This is a genomic window from Pseudomonas sp. xss_2 (genome assembly GCF_043104195.1).
Classification (GTDB): Bacteria; Pseudomonadota; Gammaproteobacteria; order Pseudomonadales; family Pseudomonadaceae; genus Aquipseudomonas; species Aquipseudomonas urmiensis.
In genome coordinates this window covers 1-20,625 of record NZ_JBICKL010000020.1, presented here as the reverse complement: position 1 = coordinate 20,625, position 20,625 = coordinate 1, and the positions used below count along the sequence as shown (strand labels likewise).

Sequence of the window (20,625 nt, the reverse complement as noted above, 5' to 3'; positions counted from 1 at the left end):
GCCGTTGTCGTGGCTATGGATGATGTGCTGGCGGCTTTGCCACCGAAGAGCACGCTACATGTCCAACGTTCCCATTCCTGATGACTCCGTCGATGCCCTGATCGCCAGCCGCCTGCCCAGCTGGCTGACCACAGCTTCGCCAGCTGACGTCAACAACTTGCATCAGCGCCTGTGCGCTCAGCAGCGCGCACAGCATCAGTTGCGCGCGTTGTTCCAACGTGTCACGCCGCTGGACCAATTCGCCGAGCCGTTGCTCGAACAGGCGCTAGCACCACTGATGCTCGATGTGCGCACAGCTAGGTTACAGCTAAAGACAGTGGTGCACTTTTCGCCCTATGTGGCAGGCGTGCCTGAAGGTAATGCGATCGTGACCCGGACGCAGCCGCTGTTGGCGGCCGCGCTGCATAACTTCAGTGAAGGCGAAACACTGCCATTGGCCTTGTTGGAAAGCTCGTCGGTGCTCGATGCGCTCGGGCAGCGGCAGACGCTGACGGTTCAGGCGTTCATGAGGTTGTGTCGAACCCTGGATCTGGGCGAACGCTACCAAAACCACTTGCGCGCCCTGTTCACCCCACCCGGTGAAGCAGGAAACACCATGGCAGCGCTGCTTGAGGAGGGGTGGCGGGCTGGCTTGGACGCAGCTGTGCACCTGGCTTTGCTCAAGGGGGACATCAGTAGAAGCACCTACCTTAAGATTCAGCCATTGCTGGAGCCCAGCCCGGCCCAGAGGGACGCTGGCGGGGTCACGCCAATGACCCTGCGGGTGTTAGGCAAGCTGGTGCGTGGGGCTGTAGCGTTTGAGATTCGTCAAACCGCCGCTGAAGGTGGGGCAGTGCAAGGTGTGCTGTGCTGGATTGCCCACGACCCTCACGGCGCACTGAGTTGGTATGTCTCGTGGGAGGCGCTGTTTAATGCTTTGGCACGGCAGTTGGGCGACCCCGCTTACGCGAATTTCTTTCAGGGCTTGATCAGTGAGCGCGATCGGCCAGGTTTTACTCAGGCGCTGCAAGCCGCAATCCGTCAGGGTCTGGCGCAACTCGATGGCCGCACCCAGACGATTGACCAGCCGCTCTTCGCCTACCTTCGAAAAACGCAGATCGAGACGCTGCTGGACGATGCCCAAGTACTCGCGGTGCCCACTGCACAAGTGGATCGCGCTGAGCGTGAGCTGCGCTTGCAGTTCTACGCCACAGCTGGCTTGGACCTACTGGGGTTGGCCAGTTTTTTCGTGCCCGGCCTGGGCTTGCCGCTGCTCGGCATCGCCGCACTGCAATTGGCCAATGAAGTCTATGAAGGCTATAGCGATTGGCGTCTGGGCGATCGTGAGGCGGCGTTGCAGCACTTGGCGAGCGTGGCTGAAAACCTTGCGCTCAACGCAGTGACTGCCGGCAGTGGTCTGGCGGCCAATAGATTGCTTGCGCGTTCGGCCTTCGTCGATAACTTGCAGGCGGTACGCACCGAGGCCGGCCAGCTTAAGTTATGCAGCGCCGACCTTTTGGGTTATGCACTTGAAACCGAGGAATTGGCCGTCGGGCAGCGCGGCAGGCTGGGTGGGCTGATGCATTTGCGCTCACATGCCGGCGCCTATCGGGTTCGCGGCGATGTCGCACACGGCGAGCTGCGCATCGAGCACCCGAACCGGGCAGATGCCTACACACCTTACCTGGTGCATAACGGTGCCGGCAGTTGGCGTCATGAGCTGGAGAATCCACATGAATGGCAAGGCCAGGGCTTGCTACTGCGGCGCCTGGGAAGCGCGCTGAGCGACTTGAGCGACCATGCTGTCAGTTGTGTGCTGCAGAGCACAGGGTTCGACGAGGCGCGCTTGCGTCAGCTTCATCTGGAGCACGCGCCAGCGCCGGCAAGGTTGCTCGATGCGGTGCAGCGTTACCGCCTGCATGAGCACTATCCGGCGCTGCTGGGCGAAGCGTTCGAGCATGTGTTCAATGAACGACAGATAGCCTCGCAGCCAGCCGAGCAGATACTGCGCCGAGATTTTCCAGGGCTGTCTGCACGCAGTGCACGCGAGATCGTCGAGCATGCGCAAGAGTTGCTGGTCGAACGGATGCTGCACCACCAGCGTGTACCCCTGGCCCTGGCAGAGCAGGCTCGCTGGTATTTGCACGATAGCCGTCTGGATCGTGCTTGTGCTGGCTTGAGCCAGGCCCAGGCGATCAACCGTGATACTGAGCAGTTGGTACTGGGATTGGTGCATGACTGGAGCCCATGGCCGCTATCCGTGCGGGTGGAGATTCGCCAGTCAAGCCTGAGCGGTGAGCGCTTGGCCTATCTAGGCGCTGACGATGCCACTGAAATACGCACCCTGATCAAGCGTCGCGGCGGTTATCAGACCGTTCCGGCCGATGGGCCAGTGCCGACCATCAGCACCACCTTGGCGCAGGCACTGCTGCAACATGTGGACGCTAGCCAGAAGCTCCGGTTGGCACAAGCAGCCCAGTCAGATGCAAGCTTTATCCAGGCATTGGCGCAGCGGGCGGTCAGTCGGCGTGGCCGCTGTGCTGAGTTGATTGGCCTGGTTCCTGTCGCAAGGGGTATGAGGCCACCTCTTCGCCTGGCCGACGGGCGCTTGGGCTACCCGCTCAGCGGTCGTCAGCCAGGCACCAGCAGGTTGGCGCTTCGCCGAGCGCTTCGGCGATTGTTCGGCACCCTTAGCGATGCGCAGATAGATGCCTACCTTGCCAGTGAAGGCGCGCGTGGAATGACCCCTTGGGCTGCCTATAGCGAGCTGCACAGCCAGCAGAGCAGCCTGCGTAGCGCGCTCAGCGCGTGGCGCAGTGAGGCCGGTGGGCCGGCTCGGTTGTTGCGACGTTCGCAAGTGGTGCGGCGTATCCGTCGGGCTTGGCAGCGTCAGACCCCAGGCCCGAGCGGTGGCTACGAGTTGAGCCTGCAAGGCATCCGGGTTGGCTCGCTACCCAGCCTGCCGGAGGCGGTAGATTTCACGCACGTGACCCACCTGACCTTGCGCAACCTGGATCTGGCAACGATGCCCGAAGGTTTCCTGAGCCGTTTCGGCGGGGTCACGCATCTGGACTTGAGCGCGAATCAACTGACTGCCATACCGGCCGAGCTTGAGTATTTGACCCAGTTGAAAGAGCTGCATTTGCCGGGTAACCGGATTGTCATCGATGAACAAGGTAGCCAGTGCATCGCTGGGCTCACTCGATTGCAAGTGCTCACCCTGGATCACAACCCGATTGGCAGTGTGCCAGAGCTGAGTCGGCTGGCCTGGCTACACAGTCTATCCGTGCGTGATTGCGGCCTGAGCGAGCTGCCGCTGGCGGTGCTGCGTCATGCCAATCTGGTACTGGCTGACCTTCGCGACAACGCTATCGTCGAGCTCAGCGATGAGGCCATCCGCTTGCTGCAGGTGCATCCAACCCGGATCAACCTGCATGACAACCCGCTCTCGGCGGACGCAGTGCGGCGTTTGCACGAGCTAATGCAGACGCACAGCTACCTATCGCGTGGCCCCCATGTTGGCGCACGAGCGCGTGATATCTGGCTGGATAATCTCTCTGGCGCCGAACGCGCTCGGCGTAGCGCACAGTGGGAACGCCTGGGCGCAGAGGAGGGCGCGGAGGATTTTTTCCGTTTCCTGGCTGACCTGTCACACTCTCGAGAGTTGGATAATCAGCCGGTGGATCTGCGTCGCAGGGTGTGGCAGGTCATCGAAGCGTGCGTGCAGAACAGCCAAGTGCGTGAGGCAGTGTTTCAGCAAGCGTCAGGACCGCGCAGTTGCGCTGACCAGTTGCTGCTTATCTTGAGCACCTTGGAGGTACGGGCCTTGGTGGTCCAGCGCACCGCAGGGCTACTCGATCGCCGAGCCGAGGCCGCTCTGTTGCAGCTGGGCTGTGAGTTGTTTCGCCTTGATCAAGTGGATCGGATCGCTTCTGAGCACATCACCCGGTTGCGCCTGGCTCCCGAAGCCTTGGTCGATGAGGTCGAGGTTCACCTGGCCTATCGCGTCGGCTTGGCCAAGCTGCTGGATCTGCCTGGCCAGCCTACCCACATGCACTATGAGCATTTCAGCGACGTCAGCTCAGCTCACTTGATAGCTGCCCGCGCCTCTATAGCGCGGGCCGAGACCATTGCTGCGCTGAGCGAGTCGCTGGCGGCGCGCGAGTTTTGGCAGGCGTACTTGAGGACAGTCCATAACGACGCCTTCGAGGCGCTCAACGCGCCGTTTCATGAGCGCCTCGGCGCATTGCTGGAACAGGCATGGACACTTGGCGAGCGGGTCTATCTGGAGCGTGTCGCAGTGTTGTCGGCCGAGCGCGCAGCGGCCGAGCAGGCCTTGCGCCTGAGGTTGACCCGTGAGGCCTATGAGCGTGACTCGCGTTGGCGCACAGGGGTAAGGGTCGAGCGGTCCTGAGCCTGCGCAAACCTTGCAGCGCGACATTGCTTTAAGTAGTGCCGATGCTGGCTTGTGGGATGGTCTGCTTAGGGCCTTCTCATCAAGGACAGGAGCGCCCCATGACAGCTGCATTGTTTCGTCAGGATTGTGTTGATGCACTGATTGCTAGCCGGCTGCCTGCCTGGCTGACCGGCGCATCGGCAGAACACATCGGCCGGCTGCGCAGCAGCCTGAATCAGCAACAGCGCAGTCAGCACCAGCTGGCGACGCTGTTTGCCAAGATCACCCCGCTCGATACGTTCGCTGAACGCGTGCTCGTCAGTGGTCTGCAAGCGCAATTGCCGCTCACTGCCGATGTACGCCAGGCCAAGGTGCGCCGCACCAGCAGCGTCATCGTTGCCCCAGTTGCGCCAGGCGGGCTGGGCAGGAGCGTGCAGGAAACCAGCGAAATCAGCTTGCTGGCAGCTGCACTGCAGAACTTCGCCGCGCCGGAAGCGGCGCCTTCGGGTGGGCTTGAAACTGCCGTGCTGGTGGACGCCGATGGCGAGGTGCTGCCGCTGTCGGTGCAGGCGTTCATGGCGTTGTGTCATAGCTTGGACATCGGTGGGCAGTACCAGCAGCATTTGCGCTCAGTCCTGCCGGCGACTGGCGCTGCGGGAAAGAACATCGAAGCCTTGTTGGAAGAGGGCGCGCGGGCAAACCTTGAAGCGGCGGTACGTCTCGCTGCGCTGCGCGGCGATATTGATCAGCGCAGCTATTTGCAGTTCCTTGCGGTCATGTCCAAGGCGCGGGTGGTAGCTTCCGATGCATCGCGCCTGCTGCCTTTTGATCTGCGGGTGCTGGGTAAGCAAGTACGCGGGGCGGTGGCATTCGAAGTGCGTCGCGATGGTTTGGCCACTGCGCCATTGGAGGGAGTACTGGCGTGGATTCCAGATGATCCGCAAGGCGCGCTGAGCCGCTACCGCACTTGGGATGAGCTGTTTTCAGATCTGGGCCGGCGGTTGCAGAGCCCAGGCTACAGGGCTTTTTTTCAGCGTTTTATCAGTGAGCGCGATCGTGTGGCATTCAGCAGGGCTCTGGAGGCTCTGCTAAGCGCCAACACAGCGGCTGCCATCGAACTTGACGGACGCTACTCCAGCATCGGCGCGCCACTGTTCGCCCATCTGCGTAAAGTGCGCATCGACACCTTGCTCGACGACGCGCGAGTGTTAGCTACGCCCAGCGCCGAAGTCGACAGCGCGCAGCGCGACAGACGCCTGAGCGACTATGCCAGCGGCGGCCTGAATGTGCTTGGCTTGGCCAGTTTGTTCATACCTGCGCTTGGCTTGCCATTGTTGGGTATCACGGCCCTGCAGATTGCCGCCGAGGTGTATGAAGGCTATGCCGATTGGCGCTTGGGCGATCGTCAGAGTGCACTGGATCATTTGCTGGGGGTGGCGCAGAGCCTGGCGTTTGGCACGGCGGTCGCGGCAGTGGGCGTTGCCGCAGGTAGGCTGATCGAACGGTCTGCGTACGTTGATGGGCTGATCCCGATACAGACCGCAACAGGTGCGCTCAAGTTGATCAGCGCCGATCTGCCCGGCTATGCCCTGGGCGACCTTGGCTTGAAGGTGGGAGAGCGCAGACTCGTAGCCGGCCAGCTACGGCTGCGCACGCCCTTGGCAACCTATCAAGTGGTCGAGGCTGTTCCCGGTGCTGGGCTACGCATCCAGCATCCGACGAATCCCGATGCCTATACGCCGTTGCTAGAGGACAACGGCGAAGGCGCCTGGCGCCACGAACTTGAAACCCCACAAGAGTGGCAGGGTGCGGGTTTGTTGATGTCTCGCCTGGGCAGCCATTGGGCCGAACTGGACGAGCACAGTGCAGAGCGGATCATGCACATTACCGGTTTCGATGAAGATCGCTTGCGCCGCTTGCACCTGGACCACGCTCCCGCCCCGGCGCGTTTGCACGACGCGTGGCAAGCCTATCAACTGCGCGAACAGCAGCCCAACCTGGTCGGCACTGCATTCGACCACCAGTTCAACGCCCTGCAATCGCCATCAACGCCAGCGCAGCAGCTGCTTCGTCGCGACTTCCCCAGCCTGACCGCGCGCGCAGCGCAACAGATCGTCGACCAGGCAGGTGACGAGGTAGTCGAGCAAATGGTTACCGCCCAGCGCGTACCCCAGGCTTTGGCCACTGCGGCGCGCTGGTTGATCCGCGATTATCGACTGGACCGCGCCTGCGCCGGTTTTTATCAGGCCTCGGCGATCAACGCTGATGGACAACGTCTGGCGCTGGGCCTGATCACCGACTGGGCGCCATGGCAGCCGACAGTGCGCATCGAGATACGCGACTTGACTTCGACCGGCGCGCTACTGGCCGAGGCGGGCCCGGCCATGGCCGCGCACGTGCGGCTAATCGTCAAGACCGCGGAGGGTTATCGCGCCCTGTCAGCCAATGGCGCATTGCTGACTACTGCCAGGCCGAGCGACAGCTTGTTCACCGCGCTGTGGCTACATCTGGATGAGGCGCAGAAGCAGCTCATGGGGGGCGCTGCGCGTTCAGCACACCACTTGGCCGAGGCACTGGCAGGACGCGCGTCGAGTCGCCGCGAGCAGGTCGCACAGTTGTTGGGTATGGCGCCACTCGAAGGCAGTGTGCGCGCGCCGGTGCGCCTGGGTGATGGCCGCCTGGGCTACCCGTTGAGCGGTGGCAAGCCTTACAGGATTCTAGTTGGGCCCGTGCTCACCACCGAAGATCAGAGCGCTCGGCGCTCGATCCACGCCGGCTTGCGTCAGTTGTTCCCGCATTGGCGCGCGGCGGATGTGACCTGGATGGCCCATCAGCTCGCACAGCGCCCAGCAAGGACGGTGTGGACGGCCTTTAGCGAGCTGAGCAGCCAGGTGCGTGGTTTGCGATCGAGTCTGTGGAGCTGGTACGTCCAGGCCACGGGCGCAACCTACAGCAGTCGCCAGCGCGTCGGGCGCTTGCTCGCTCAGGCCTGGGAACCCCACGACTTTGGCCCCGGTGGCACGAGCACCTTGAGAATCGAGGGCGAGCGTGTCGGTACGCTGCCCAGGTTGCCGGCCAATGTGCACTTCGCTCACATCCGCAACCTCAGCTTGAGCAACATCGGTTTGGCGACGCTTGATCAGGCTTTCTTGGCTCATTTTACCAATCTGACCAGCTTGCTCCTGGGCGGTAATCAATTAACCACCCTTCCGGATCTGGCGTTGTTCACGCGCTTGACGCGATTGGACCTGCAGCGCAATCAGCTGAGCCAGATTCGCGGGCTTGGGCAGCTTACGCAGTTGACCCGGTTGAGCCTCAATGACAATCAGCTGAGTGAGCTGCCAGGGTTGGAAAACCTGGCGCGGTTGCTGCGTCTGGACTTGCAGGACAATCAACTGACCGGCGTGCCTGGCCTTGAAAACCTCGTTTTGCTGATTCAACTGGACCTCAGCGGTAATCGCCTGACGGCGCTACCTGGGCAGCTCGGACGGTTGACTGGGTTGCAGTATCTGAACTTGAGCAGGAATCAACTCACGGTGGTACCGCAGGGCATCGAGCACATGGCCGGGTTGAATCAGTTGAGCCTGGGCGGCAATCAGCTGACTGAACTGCCTGACTCGCTTGGCCAGCTAGCAGGATTGCTGCATCTGCATCTGGGCGGCAATAGCTTGTCCAGGGTGCCAGCTGCGCTTGGTAATCTGACGCAATTGAGGATTCTCAACCTGGCCTCCAACCAGCTCACTGAAGTTCCGCTCGGTTTGGAGCGGTTACGGCAATTGACCGAGTTGTATCTGGGCAATAACCAGATCGTCATTGATCTCCCAGGCGGGCAGCGACTTGAGGCTTTTAGCCGCCTACAAACGCTGAGCCTGAGCCGTAACCCGATTGGCCGTATTGCACCGCTGCGCCAGCTGGACCATTTGCGTCACTTGGCGCTGCGCGAGACCCGCTTGAGTGAATTTCCGCTGGCATTTCTGCAGCGTCATCCCAACCTGCATGTAGACCTTGCCGACAATCTCATCGTGGAGGTGAGCGAACAGGCCCTGCAGTGGGTTCACCAACATCCGCATCGGGTCAATCTGGCCAATAATCCGTTGGAGGAGGAGGCTATGGCGCGCTGGCGAGCTGCGCAGATGCGTATCGATACCTTGAGCCGTCAGGGGCGCAGTGTTTCCTGGGAGCAAGAGAGGCTTTGACAGGGCTGGGACACCGCGCTCATTCGTGCCAAAAAGCCAGGATGAGCGCGGGGTGAAGCAGGCTTAGGCGGCAATCGCCGAAGGCGTCGATTGCAACTGCCAGCGGCTGCGCAAGCTTTGCAAGGCGTCATCGAGGATCGAGGCGCCGGTTTGCTCGCGAGCGTTGCGCTCACGGCGCATCACATCATCAAGCACGCCCAGCAGGTTGCGCGACTGGCGTGCCGAGGCCGGTGTGGTCACATCTTCGGTGAGCTCACCTTTGACGTAGGTGCGCACCCGCTCGCTCTGGCTGGCTTGCTGAGTAGCGCTGGCTTCTACCAGCCGGCCTTTGTCATAGGCCAGGCGGGTGGAGCTGCTCGATTGGTCGTTGATCTCGTGGTAGCTGTAGTTCTGCGACTCGCGGTCCATCCCAAGCTGCATGTCCACCAGGGGGTTCAGGCCTTTGTGATAGGCAGCCTTGAGTTCAGCTTGCTGGTCTTGTTGCACTGAGCGGTTCAAGCCACTGCCCTTGAGGCTGGTCGACTGCGAAGCACGATAGCTGAAGCGGTCTGATTCCTCGGGGTGCAGGGGGTTGCTTTGCCCTGGTGTCTGGCTGATCGAGGCGGAAAAGTCCGCCAGGCCACTGAGCAAGGCGCGCGAGCCGGTATCGATCAGCGAGATACGGTCGTTGACCGCCTTCTTGCCATTGTCTGCGGCATTGAGCTGAGTGAAGGCGTCCTTGAACTGGCGCATCAGGTTCTCGTCGCCCTTGCCACGTTTTTGCGCCGCGTCGAACTGGCTCAGGTAGTTGTCGATTGCCGCCTGGCGTTGCGCCGCGCTGCCAAGCCGGGTGCTGGAAGCGTCGAGGTCGAGTTGTACGCGCCCCGACGGACCTTGTAGCGCCAGGCTGCGCGACTGCTCGTCCAGACGCAGGTCGAAGGTCTGTGTTTCCCCGGCTACATCAAGGCTGGCGTTGAGCTGTAGTGAGCTGAACAGCGCAGGATCGACCTTTACCAAGTCGCCAATCTGTACCCTCGGTGGTACTTGGGTCAGGCCGTTGAGGGCGGACTGGAAACCGTCCGCCAGCCCGGCCAGGCCCTTGAGCTCGTCTGCGCTCAATTGGCCGTTTTGAACTTCTGCGCTTACCGCCAGCCCTTGTTCGCCGCTGGCCAACGACAGCGTCACTGTAGCGCCGGAAGCCGTGGTGAGATTGAACGTCACCGTGTTGGCGGCGTTTTCCCGCAGGCTGTCCTGTTGCAGACGCAGTCCAGTGGCATCAGGTTGCTCAGTGCCTGAGAAGGTGAGCACCGATTGCGAGATGTTGCGCCCACCATTGGCCGCCAACTGGTCGAGCAGCGCTGCGCCAATGCCGGCGAAGCGGCCGCCATTGGACGAGGCTTGCACCGCGATGGTCATGGCCGTGCCGAGCTTGTTGCCGCTGTCTTTTTCCCAGATGTAGCGCACCTGGCCAGTGCTGGCCAAGCCGTTGGGGCTGTAGGTTTGCACGGGCGTGGTTTGACTCTGGCCAAGGCTCACGCTGGTGCTGGGTGTGGCTGCGGCGGTGCTGCTCTGGGTGTTGGTGCTAATGGGCGCCAGCGCACGCACCGGTGGCGTGTAGACAGGTGTGAAGCGCTGTGCGGCAGTGATCGCATTCATGGTCGGCTTCCGTGCAGATCTTAGGCTGTAGCCCTTGATATCGGCATGCCACTAGGAAACCTGAGGGTTTATTGCGTTTAACGAGTTCAGCCAGAGATTACTGGCAGCGCTAAAACCAACCAGCCCGCTCAAGGGCGGGCTGGAGGGTGAAGCGATAACGATCAGCGTCGACGGAACAGCGGCAGCGGTTCGTCAGTGGCGGCCTGGTAGGTCACCGAGAAGTCTTTCAGGCCCTCAAGGGCATCCACTGGATCCTTGTCGGCGCGAATGGCGAATGCGTCGAAGCCGCAGCGAGCCAGGAAGAACAGCTGGTCGCGCAGTACGTCACCGATGGCACGCAGCTCACCTTTGAACTGGTAGCGGTCACGCAGCAGGCGCGCATTGGAGTAGTTGCGCCCGTCGGTGAACGCCGGGAAGTTCAGGGCGATGACCTGGAAGTGCTCGACGTCGTCACCGATCTCTTCGGCTTCTTCGTCGCTGTCCAGCCAAATACCCAGGCCACCATCGCGCGCCTTGAGGGCATGCGCGTGGTCGCGCCACAACTGCAGCGGCACGATGTAGTCGTCGCAGTTGGTCAGCTCGTCGAACGAGGTTTCCTTGGGCAGCAGGTGCCAGGTTTCGTCGACCAGTTGGTTGTTCTTAATGATTCGCTGCATAGACGCGCTCCTTGAAGGGGTCGATGCCAATACGTTGGTAGGTGTCGATGAAGCGCTCTTCTTCGGTACGTTGTTCAACGTAGACGTCGATCAGCTTCTCGATCACATCAGCCATTTGGTCTTGAGCGAAAGATGGGCCGAGGATCTTGCCCAGGCTTGCGTCACGCGCAGCGTTGCCACCCAGCGAGACCTGGTAGAACTCTTCACCTTTCTTGTCCACGCCGAGAATACCGATGTGGCCAACGTGGTGGTGGCCGCAGGCGTTCATGCAGCCGGAGATGTTCAGGTCGATCTCGCCGATGTCGAACAGGTAGTCGAGGTCATCGAAACGGCGCTGGATCGATTCGGCGATCGGGATCGACTTGGCGTTGGCCAGCGAGCAGTAATCGCCGCCCGGGCAGCAGATGATGTCGGTCAGCAAGCCAATGTTCGGCGTGGCGAAGCCGCTTTCGCGCAGTTCCTGCCAAAGCGCATGCAACTGGCGCTGCTCGACGTCGGCCAGGATGATGTTCTGCTCGTGCGAGGTGCGCAGGAAGCCGAAGCTGTAGCGCTCGGCCAGGTCGGCAACGGCGTCGAGCTGCTTGTCGGTCAAGTCGCCTGGGGCAACGCCGGTCGGCTTGAGCGACAGGGTCACGGCCACATAGCCAGGGCGCTTGTGCGCGCGGGTGTTGCGCGAACGCCAGCGGGCAAAGCCTGGGAATTGTTGATCGAGCTCGGCGTAGTCGACGTTGTCCAGGGCCTGGTAGGCCGGGTCGACGAAGTGGCGCGAAACGCGCTCGACTTCGGCCTCGGTCAGGGTGGTGTTACCGCCACGCAGGTGGACCATTTCGGCCTCGACCTTCTCGGCGAACACTTCTGGGGTCAGCGCCTTGACCAGGATCTTGATCCGCGCCTTGTACTTGTTGTCACGGCGACCGTAACGGTTGTACACGCGCAGGATGGCATCGAGGTAGCTGATCAGGTCCTGCCACGGCAGGAACTCATTGATGAACGAACCGACCACCGGGGTACGCCCCAGGCCGCCACCCACCAGGACCCGGAAGCCCAGCTCGCCGGCCTCGTTGCGCACCGGCTCCAGGCCAATGTCGTGCACTTCGATGGCGGCGCGGTCTTCCTTCGAGCCGTTGACGGCAATTTTGAACTTGCGCGGCAGGTAGGCGAACTCGGGGTGGAAGGTGGTCCACTGGCGGACGATCTCGCACCATGGGCGCGGGTCGACGATTTCGTCGGCGGCGACGCCGGCGAACTGGTCAGTGGTGGTGTTGCGCAGGCAGTTGCCGCTGGTCTGGATCGCGTGCATCTGCACGGTGGCCAGCTCTGCCAGAATCTCGGGGATGTCTTCCAGCGCCGGCCAGTTGTACTGCACGTTCTGGCGGGTACTGATGTGCGCGTAACCCTTGTCGTAGTCGCGAGCGATCTTCGCCAGCAGGCGCACCTGAGTCGAGTTCAGCTGGCCGTAAGGCACCGCGACACGCAGCATGGGCGCGAAACGTTGGATATAGAGGCCGTTCTGCAGGCGCAGAGGGCGGAATTCTTCTTCGCTCAGCTCACCGGCCAGGTAGCGGCGGGTCTGATCACGGAACTGCTTGACGCGGTCCTCGATGATCCGCTGATCGTACTCGTCGTATACGTACATAAAAGTCCTGTCTCAGGCTGCATGCAGCTAATCGCGCGCACGGCCGCGCACTCCGGTTCGGAGCCGGGGAACGATATCAGGTTGTATTTATGCGCTAAAGTGATGTTTTTGCATATGAAAAGAACTAAACGGACTAAGTGAGACTGACTGGCATTTATCCGCGCAGTCGGGGCGAATAGGTATAATCCGCGGTTTGCTCCGCAGGGATGTACCTCATGTTCAAGGCGCTGCTTCGCACCGTCGGTCAGGGCCTGTGCTTGAGCCTGCCCCTGGCAGCGGGCGCGCAGGCCGCTTCGGTGGTGTTTCTCAACCCGGGTCACTCCAATGAAAACTTCTGGGTCAGTTACTCGCGCTTCATGCAGGCGGCAGCACAGGACCTGGGGATGGAGTTGCGCGTGCAATACAGTGAGCGGCGTGCGGACCTTGCCCTGAGCCAGGCGCGGGCGATTCTCAAGGGGCCGCAGCGGCCTGATTACCTGGTGCTGGTCAACGAGCAATATGTGGCCCCGGAGATCATCCGCTTGTCACGTGGCAGCGGGGTCAAGCTGTTTCTGGTCAACAACGGCCTGACCGCGACCCAGGCCAGCAGTATCCAGGCCCAGCCTGAGCGCTATGCCCCGGTATTGGGCACCCTCACCGGGAACGACGAGCAGGCTGGCTACCAGATGTTGCGCGAGATGGTCGCGTTGCTGCCGCGCTCAAGTGGGCCGGTGGATCTGCTGGCGTTCGCCGGGATCAAGACCACCCCCGCCTCGCAACTGCGTGAGCAAGGTATGCGCCGCGCTTTGGCCGATTTCCCCCAGGTACGCTTGCGTCAGGTAGTGTATGGCGGCTGGAGCCGCCAGCGCGCATACGAACAGGCCCAGTTACTGCTCGAGCGCTATCCGCAGGTCCAGCTGGTCTGGTCGGCCAATGACGAAATGGCATTCGGCGCCATGCAGGCGTTCGAGGCGGCTGGGCGCAAGCCAGGCGTCGATACCGTCTTCAGCGCCGTCAACAGCTCGCCAGAAGCCCTGCGGGCGCGGATCGATGGGCGCCTGGGGGTGTTGATGGGCGGACACTTCAGTGTGGGTGGTTGGGCCATGGTGATGCTGCACGATGATGCCCAGGGGCTGGCGATCAACCGTGACGGCCTGCGCGAGCACAGCCTGCCCGTGCTGCAATCGATCGATCAGGCCAAGGCCAGGCGTTGGCTCAAGCTGCTGGAGGAGGACGATCATGGCGTTGATTTCCAGCGCTACAGCGCTGAGGGGCGCCCGGCCGATTATCAGTATCCTTTTCTTACGTCACCCGTCGACTATTGAAAAACCCTGCTTGAGGGAAGGGCATTGCTCGTCTTAACTGCTGGTGGTGAAGTGCATTCCCATAACCACTACAAGAGGCAATGCAATGGGAAACTCAACCAAGGTCCGCAAGCCTGACAGCAGTGTCGATGCCTGGGCGATCCTGTGCCTGATCGTTCTGGTGGTCGTCACCGCTGTGTATTGGGTCAGCCATCAGTAGCGCAAAAACTTCAGACCGTGGATTCAACCTGAACCGCCCGTGGAAGGGATTTCCACGGGCGGATTGCGTTTTAGCGGGCAGTCAGGTGCAGGGCCAGTTGCACCAGGCCGATCAGCACCAGGATGAAAATCAGGGTGAACAGCGTGCCGAGGGCGATGAAGTGGCTGGCCTTGCCGTGGGTGAAGTCACGGGCGCGGTTCTTGCCGCTTTGCACGCCAAAGGCGGCGGCGAGAATGCTGTGCAGCATTTGCCAGAAGGTGGGCGGTTTGCCCTGGCTTGAGTCGTCCATGAGGGGCTCCTGAAGGCTTTCAGAAACGATCAGGGACAAGTGTAGACCTTTCGATTTTTGGGGCCGCAAAGCGGCCCCAATCAATCTCAGCTGTCGTAACCGAGGTTCGGCGCCAGCCAGCGCTCGGTCACGCTCAACTCCTGGCCCTTACGCGCGCTATAGCGCTCGACTTGATCCTTATCCACCTTGCCCACGGCAAAATACTGCGCCTGCGGGTGGGCAAAGTACCAGCCACTGACCGCTGCCGCCGGGAACATGGCGAAGTGCTCGGTGAGGAATACGCCGCTTGGGCCGGTCTGGCCAATCGCCGTGCCGTCGAGCAGGCGGAACAGGGTTTCCTTCTCGGTATGATCCGGGCAGGCCGGATAACCCGGGGCAGGGCGGATGCCGCTGTATTGCTCCTTGATCAGCGCCTCGTTATCCAGGTGTTCGTCGCGGGCATAGCCCCAGTGCTCTTTACGCACCTGTTCATGCAGCCATTCGGCGCACGCCTCGGCCAGGCGGTCGGCCAGGGCCTTGACCATGATCGAGCTGTAGTCGTCGCCTTTGTCCTGATAGGCCTTGGCCACTTCCTCAGCGCCAATACCCGCGGTGGTGATGAAGCCGCCGACATAGTCGGTGACGCCGCTGTCCTTGGGCGCGACGAAGTCGGCCAGCGACAGGTTCGGCTTGCCATCAGGCTTGATGGTCTGCTGGCGCAGGTGGTGCAGGGTGGCCAGCGTCTGGCCGTCGTCGCCATACACCTCGATGTCGTCATCGGCGACCTGGTTGGCCGGCCAGAAGCCGAACACCGCGCGGGCGCTGATCAGCTTTTCGTTGATCAGTTTGTCGAGCATTTCCCGGGCATCTTTATAGAGCGCCGTGGCTGCTTCGCCGACCACCTCGTCGGTGAGAATGCGCGGGAACTTGCCGGCCAGGTCCCAGGAGATGAAGAACGGCGTCCAGTCGATGTATTCGGCCAGCACCCGTAGGTCGATGTTCTCCAGCACCTTGACGCCGGTGAAGGAGGGCACCTCCGGCGAATAAGTGGCCCAGTCGTACTTGGGCTTGGCGGCGATCGACTGGGCGTAGCTCAGGCGCTCGGTGCGGGCACTGCGGTTGGCGGTGCGCTCGCGTACCTCGACATACTCCTGGCGAGTCTTCTCGACGAAGCCGGCCTTCAGCTCCTTGGACAGCAACTGGGTGGCCACGCCGACCGCGCGCGAGGCGTCGGTCACGTAGATCACCGCATCGTTGGAATACTTGGGCTCGATCTTGACCGCCGTATGCGCCTTGGAGGTAGTGGCGCCGCCGATCATCAATGGCAAGTGGAAGTCCTGGCGCTGCATTTCGCGGGCAACATGCACCATCTCATCCAGCGACGGGGTGATCAGGCCGGACAGGCCAATGATGTCGCACTTCTGTTCGCGGGCGGTCTGCAGGATCTTCTCGGCCGGGACCATCACGCCCATGTCGACGATGTCATAACCGTTGCAGCCGAGGACCACACCGACGATGTTCTTGCCGATGTCGTGCACATCGCCCTTGACCGTAGCCATGAGGATCTTGCCCTTGGCTTCAGGTTTGTCGCCTTTCTCGGCTTCGATGAACGGGATCAGGTGGGCCACGGCCTGCTTCATCACCCGTGCCGACTTGACCACCTGCGGCAGGAACATCTTGCCCGCGCCAAACAGGTCGCCAACCACGTTCATGCCGCTCATCAGCGGGCCTTCGATGACTTCGATCGGCCGCGCCGCTTGCTGGCGGCATTCTTCGGTGTCTTCGACGATGTAGGCGGTGATGCCTTTGACCAGCGCATGTTCGAGGCGCTTGTCGACAGGCATCGAGCGCCACTCTTCGTTTTCCACTTCCTTGGCCGCGCCGCCGCCTTTGTAGTCGTCGGCAATGGCCAACAGGGCGTCGGTGCCTTCGGGGGTGCGGTTGAGTACTACGTCCTCGACCTTGTCACGCAGCGCGGGCGGGATCTCGTCGTAGATCTCCAGCTGGCCGGCGTTGACGATGCCCATGGTCAGGCCATTCTGGATCGCGTGGTAGAGGAACACCGAGTGGATCGCCTCACGCACCGGGTTGTTGCCACGGAACGAGAACGACACGTTGGACACCCCGCCACTGGTCAGGGCGTGGGGCAGGTGGTCGCGGATGTAGGCGCAGGCTTCGATGAAGTCCACGGCATAGTTGTTGTGCTCTTCGATGCCGGTGGCGACGGCGAAGATGTTCGGGTCGAAGATGATGTCTTCGGCGGGGAAGCCAACTTCATTGACCAGGATGTCGTAGCTGCGTTTGCAGATCTCGCGCTTGCGCGCCGCGGTGTCGGCCTGGCCGACCTCGTCGAAGGCCATCACCACTACCGCAGCGCCATAGCGCTTGCACAGGCGGGCGTGATGCTTGAAGGCTTCGACGCCTTCCTTCATCGAGATCGAGTTGACGATGCCCTTGCCCTGGATGCATTTAAGGCCCGCTTCGATCACTTCCCACTTGGAAGAGTCGATCATGATCGGTACGCGGGAGATGTCTGGCTCACCGGCGATCAGGTTGAGGAAGCGAACCATGGCGGCCTGGGAGTCGAGCATCCCTTCGTCCATGTTGATGTCGATCACCTGGGCGCCGGCTTCGACCTGCTGCAGGGCGACTTCCAGGGCCTCGGTGTAGTTCTCTTCGCGAATCAGGCGGGCGAACTTGGCGGAACCGGTGATGTTGGTCCGCTCGCCGACGTTGACGAACAGCGACTGGCGATCGATGGTGAACGGCTCCAGGCCCGACAGGCGGCAGGCCTTGGCGATCTCGGGGATTTCACGCGGCTTGTACTTGGCCACCGCTTCGGCGATAGCCTGGATATGTGGCGGGGTGGTACCGCAGCAACCACCGATGATGTTGAGAAAACCACTGGCGGCGAACTCTTCGACCACGGCGGCCATTTCGGCCGGGGTTTCGTCATACTCGCCGAAGGCGTTCGGCAGGCCGGCGTTGGGGTGCGCCGATACATGGGTGTCGGCCTTGGTCGAGAGCTCTTCCAGGTACGGCCGCAGGTCCTTGGCGCCGAGGGCGCAGTTAAGGCCCACGGAAATTGGCTTGGCGTGACGCACCGAGTTCCAGAACGCTTCGGTGGTCTGCCCGGACAGGGTTCGGCCGGAGGCGTCGGTGATGGTGCCGGAGATCATGATCGGCAATTCGATGCCGTCATCTTCGAACACTTGCTGCACGGCGAAGATCGCCGCCTTGGCATTGAGGGTGTCGAAGATGGTTTCGATCAGGATCAGGTCGGCGCCGCCGGCGATCAGGCCGCGGGTCGCCTCGATGTAGTTGGCGACCAACTCATCGAAGGTGACGTTGCGATAGCCCGGGTCGTTGACGTCCGGGGAGATCGAGCAGGTGCGGCTGGTCGGGCCGAGCACGCCGGCGACGAAGCGTGGCTTGTCCGGTGTTTCCAAGGTCTTGGCATCGGCCACGCGGCGGGCAACCCGCGCGCCTTCGACGTTCATCTCGTAGGCCAGCGATTCCATGCCGTAGTCGGCCTGGGAAATCTGCGTGGCGTTGAAGGTGTTGGTTTCGAGGATATCGGCCCCGGCGTCGAGGTAGGCCTTCTCGATCGCGGCGATGATATCGGGCTGGGTCAGCAGCAACAGATCGTTGTTGCCCTTGATGTCGCTTGGCCAATCGGCAAAGCGCGTGCCACGATAGTCGTGTTCCTCCAGACGGTAGCTTTGGATCATAGTACCCATGCCTCCGTCGAGGATCAGTATGCGCTCCTTGAGTGCTTGCTGAAGTGCTTGGAGACGAGCGCTACGGTCGGACATAGGACTACCTGGTCGGGCGAATAACAGAAGGTGCGCAATGATAGCAAAGCTGTGCGGTTTTTAGGCATGCTGGGCTTTTGCATGAATTTCCCTCATGTTGACGCACCCCGCGACCGGTAGGCAATCGTGATGGCTTTACTAGAAACCAGGACAATCTGCACATGGTGCATCGCTGTTTACTTGCCATAACCACCGCCTTGACCCTGATGATCAGCGGGCTGGCGGTGGGGCAAGCCCCGCAATCGAGCCCGGCAATCTCCTACACCCGGGATATCCAGCCGATCTTCACCGAGAAATGCGTCGCCTGCCACGCCTGCAACGATGCCGCTTGCCAGCTCAATCTGGGCAGTGCCGAAGGCGCCGAGCGCGGTGCCTCCAAGGTGCCGGTGTATCAAGGCGAACGCAGTCAGGCGGTGCCTACCACGCGGCTGTTCTACGACGAGCAGAATGAACAGGGCTGGCGCAAGCAGGGCTTCTATTCGGTGCTTGATCGCCAGGGCAGCCAGGCCGCGCTGATGGCACGCATGCTTGAGCTTGGGCACAAGACCCCGCTGACGCCCAATGCCAAACTCCCTGAAGAGATCGTGTTGGGGCTCAACCGCAACAACATGTGCCCCTTGCCCCATGAGTTCGACGCCTATGCCGGCGCCCACCCCAAGGAGGGCATGCCGCTGGCGGTCACCGGCCTGACCGATCAGGAGTACCAGACCCTGCAGCGTTGGCTGGCGGCCGGTGCGCCGGTCGAGTCGCAGCCGATCCAGCCCAGTGCAGTCGAGGCCAAGCAGATCGCCGATTGGGAAGAGCTGCTCAATCGCCCAGGTTCCACCGAAGCGCTGGTAGGCCGTTGGCTGTATGAGCACCTGTTCCTGGCGCACATTCATTTTGTCGGCGGCGAGCAGGGGCATTTCTTCCAGTGGGTGCGCTCGCGCACGCCAAGCGGCCAGCCGGTGGACTTGATCGCCACCCGCCGGCCCAACGATCCACCGGGCACCGACTTCTATTACCGCTTGATGCCGGTGCAGGGCGTGATCGTCCATAAAACCCACATCACCTACCCGATGGGGCCGCAGAAGCTCAAGCGGGTCAAACAGCTGTTCTACAGCGGCGACTGGCATGCCGCCGCGCTGCCGGGCTACGGCCCGCGCCACCGGGCCAACCCGTTCGAGACCTTCGAAGCGATTCCGGCCGTGGCGCGCTACCAGTTCATGCTGGATAACGCCGAGTACTTCGTGCGCACCTTCATTCGCGGCCCGGTGTGCCGCGGGCAGATCGCTACCGACGTGATTCGCGACAACTTCTGGGCGCTGTTCCAGGAGCCTGCACATGACCTTTATGTCACCGATGCCCAGTACCGTGGCGAAGCCACGCCGCTGTTGGCCATGCCTGGCCAGATCGATGATGTCGGCAGCGTACTGAGCCTCTGGCACGCCTATCGCGACAAGCGCAACGAGTACGAGAAACTGCGCCGCCAAGCCTATGCCGAACTGCCGGCGCCGGGCTGGTCGACCTTGTGGGCGGGCAACGACAACGCGTTGCTGAGCATCTTCCGCCACTTCGATAGCGCCTCGGTGACCAAGGGCTTGATCGGTGATGTGCCCAAGACCACCTGGCTGTTCGACTACCCGCTGTTCGAGCGCACCTACTATCAATTGGCGGTCAACTTCGATGTGTTCGGCAACGTCTCGCACCAGTTGCAGACGCGTCTGTACTTCGACTTGATCCGCAATGGCGCCGAGGTCAACTTCCTGCGCCTGATGCCGGCTGACAAGCGTGGGGCAATCCTCAGCGACTGGTACCAGAACAGCGGCAAGGTGAAGATGTGGCTCGATTACGAGGACATCGACACCGATACCCCAAGCGGGCTCAAGCTCGATGAGCGCGACCCCAAGCGCGACTTTGGCCTGAAACTGCTGCAGCGCACCGGCAGCCTCAACGCGGCGCCCGATCCGATCAACCGCTGCACCGGCGCGTACTGCTCGCGGCCAGAGATGACGGATGAGTTCCGTGATGTTGAACAGAGCCTCAGTCGCCTGGTTTCGCGCCCAGCTGCGGGCTTGAAGGTGATCAACCAGTTGCCTGAGGCGACCATGCTGCGCATCGAAGGGCAGGGTGGCCAGCGCGAGGTCTACAGCCTGCTGCGCAACCGCGCGCATAGCAACGTGGCATTCCTGCTCGGCGAGGCTTATCGCTATCAGCCGGGGCTGGATACCTTGACCTTGTATCCGGGGGTGTTGAGCAGCTATCCCAACTTCATCTTCAACATCCCGGCGAGCGATGTGCCGGAGTGGGTCGAGGACATGGAAGCGGCTCGCGATGATCCGGCCAAGTTCGAACGGATCGTCATGCGCTGGGGCGTGCGGCGCAGCCACCCTGAGTTCTGGCGCTACTTCCATGACCTGAACAGCTTCATCAAGCAAACCCAGCCGGTGGAGGCGGGGGTGCTGGACATGAACCGCTACGAGAGCCTGTGACATGACCGCCGGGAAGGTCGGCTGATCTTTCCCGGCATCCTGCGGTCCGACTCTGGGAGTGGTCCCGGAT

The 20,625-nt window shown here is 61.9% G+C and carries 9 protein-coding genes; 4 read left to right on the top strand and 5 right to left on the bottom strand.

Annotated features, from left to right (window positions below; translation table 11 throughout):
* Positions 1-58: 58 nt before the first annotated feature.
* A complete protein-coding gene (locus ACF8K2_RS02860; protein ID WP_392463381.1) occupies positions 59-4,393 on the top strand; it encodes an NEL-type E3 ubiquitin ligase domain-containing protein in 4,335 nt (1,444 codons plus the stop codon).
* Between the two features lie 101 nt (positions 4,394-4,494).
* Complete coding sequence (locus tag ACF8K2_RS02855; RefSeq protein WP_392463380.1) at positions 4,495-8,571, top strand: dermonecrotic toxin domain-containing protein; 4,077 nt, start codon at positions 4,495-4,497, stop codon at positions 8,569-8,571.
* A gap of 63 nt (positions 8,572-8,634) precedes the next feature.
* Here ACF8K2_RS02855 and ACF8K2_RS02850 read toward each other — a convergent pair whose 3' ends face one another.
* The 3 genes from ACF8K2_RS02850 to ACF8K2_RS02840 form a co-directional block, all read right to left on the bottom strand.
* The gene (locus ACF8K2_RS02850; RefSeq protein WP_392463379.1) at positions 8,635-10,206 is read right to left on the bottom strand and encodes a hypothetical protein; all 1,572 of its coding nucleotides are present in this window, start codon (positions 10,204-10,206) and stop codon (positions 8,635-8,637) included.
* Positions 10,207-10,367: 161 nt separating this feature from the next.
* Positions 10,368-10,862 (bottom strand): DUF934 domain-containing protein, encoded by a 495-nt coding sequence (locus tag ACF8K2_RS02845; protein ID WP_186556773.1) that lies wholly within the window; start codon positions 10,860-10,862, stop codon positions 10,368-10,370.
* Complete coding sequence (locus ACF8K2_RS02840; protein ID WP_392463378.1) at positions 10,846-12,498, bottom strand: nitrite/sulfite reductase; 1,653 nt, start codon at positions 12,496-12,498, stop codon at positions 10,846-10,848. The genes ACF8K2_RS02845 and ACF8K2_RS02840 overlap by 17 nt, the downstream gene beginning before the upstream one ends.
* Before the next feature lie 215 nt (positions 12,499-12,713).
* Between ACF8K2_RS02840 and ACF8K2_RS02835 the strand changes: the two genes are divergently transcribed.
* Positions 12,714-13,802 (top strand): ABC transporter substrate-binding protein, encoded by a 1,089-nt coding sequence (locus tag ACF8K2_RS02835; protein ID WP_392463377.1) that lies wholly within the window; start codon positions 12,714-12,716, stop codon positions 13,800-13,802.
* A gap of 269 nt (positions 13,803-14,071) precedes the next feature.
* Here ACF8K2_RS02835 and ACF8K2_RS02830 read toward each other — a convergent pair whose 3' ends face one another.
* Together ACF8K2_RS02830 and metH are read right to left on the bottom strand one after the other, a co-directional pair.
* Complete coding sequence (locus ACF8K2_RS02830; RefSeq protein ID WP_186556771.1) at positions 14,072-14,290, bottom strand: DUF2970 domain-containing protein; 219 nt, start codon at positions 14,288-14,290, stop codon at positions 14,072-14,074.
* An 86-nt stretch (positions 14,291-14,376) separates the two neighbouring features.
* On the bottom strand, positions 14,377-18,084 hold the full coding sequence (gene metH / locus ACF8K2_RS02825; RefSeq protein WP_392463376.1) for a methionine synthase: 3,708 nt from the start codon (positions 18,082-18,084) through the stop codon (positions 14,377-14,379).
* Positions 18,085-18,290: 206 nt separating this feature from the next.
* On the opposite strand from metH, the gene ACF8K2_RS02820 reads away from it, so the two are divergent.
* Positions 18,291-20,555, top strand: coding sequence for a fatty acid cis/trans isomerase (locus ACF8K2_RS02820; RefSeq protein ID WP_392463396.1), 2,265 nt, complete (start codon positions 18,291-18,293; stop codon positions 20,553-20,555).
* Positions 20,556-20,625 lie beyond the last annotated feature (70 nt).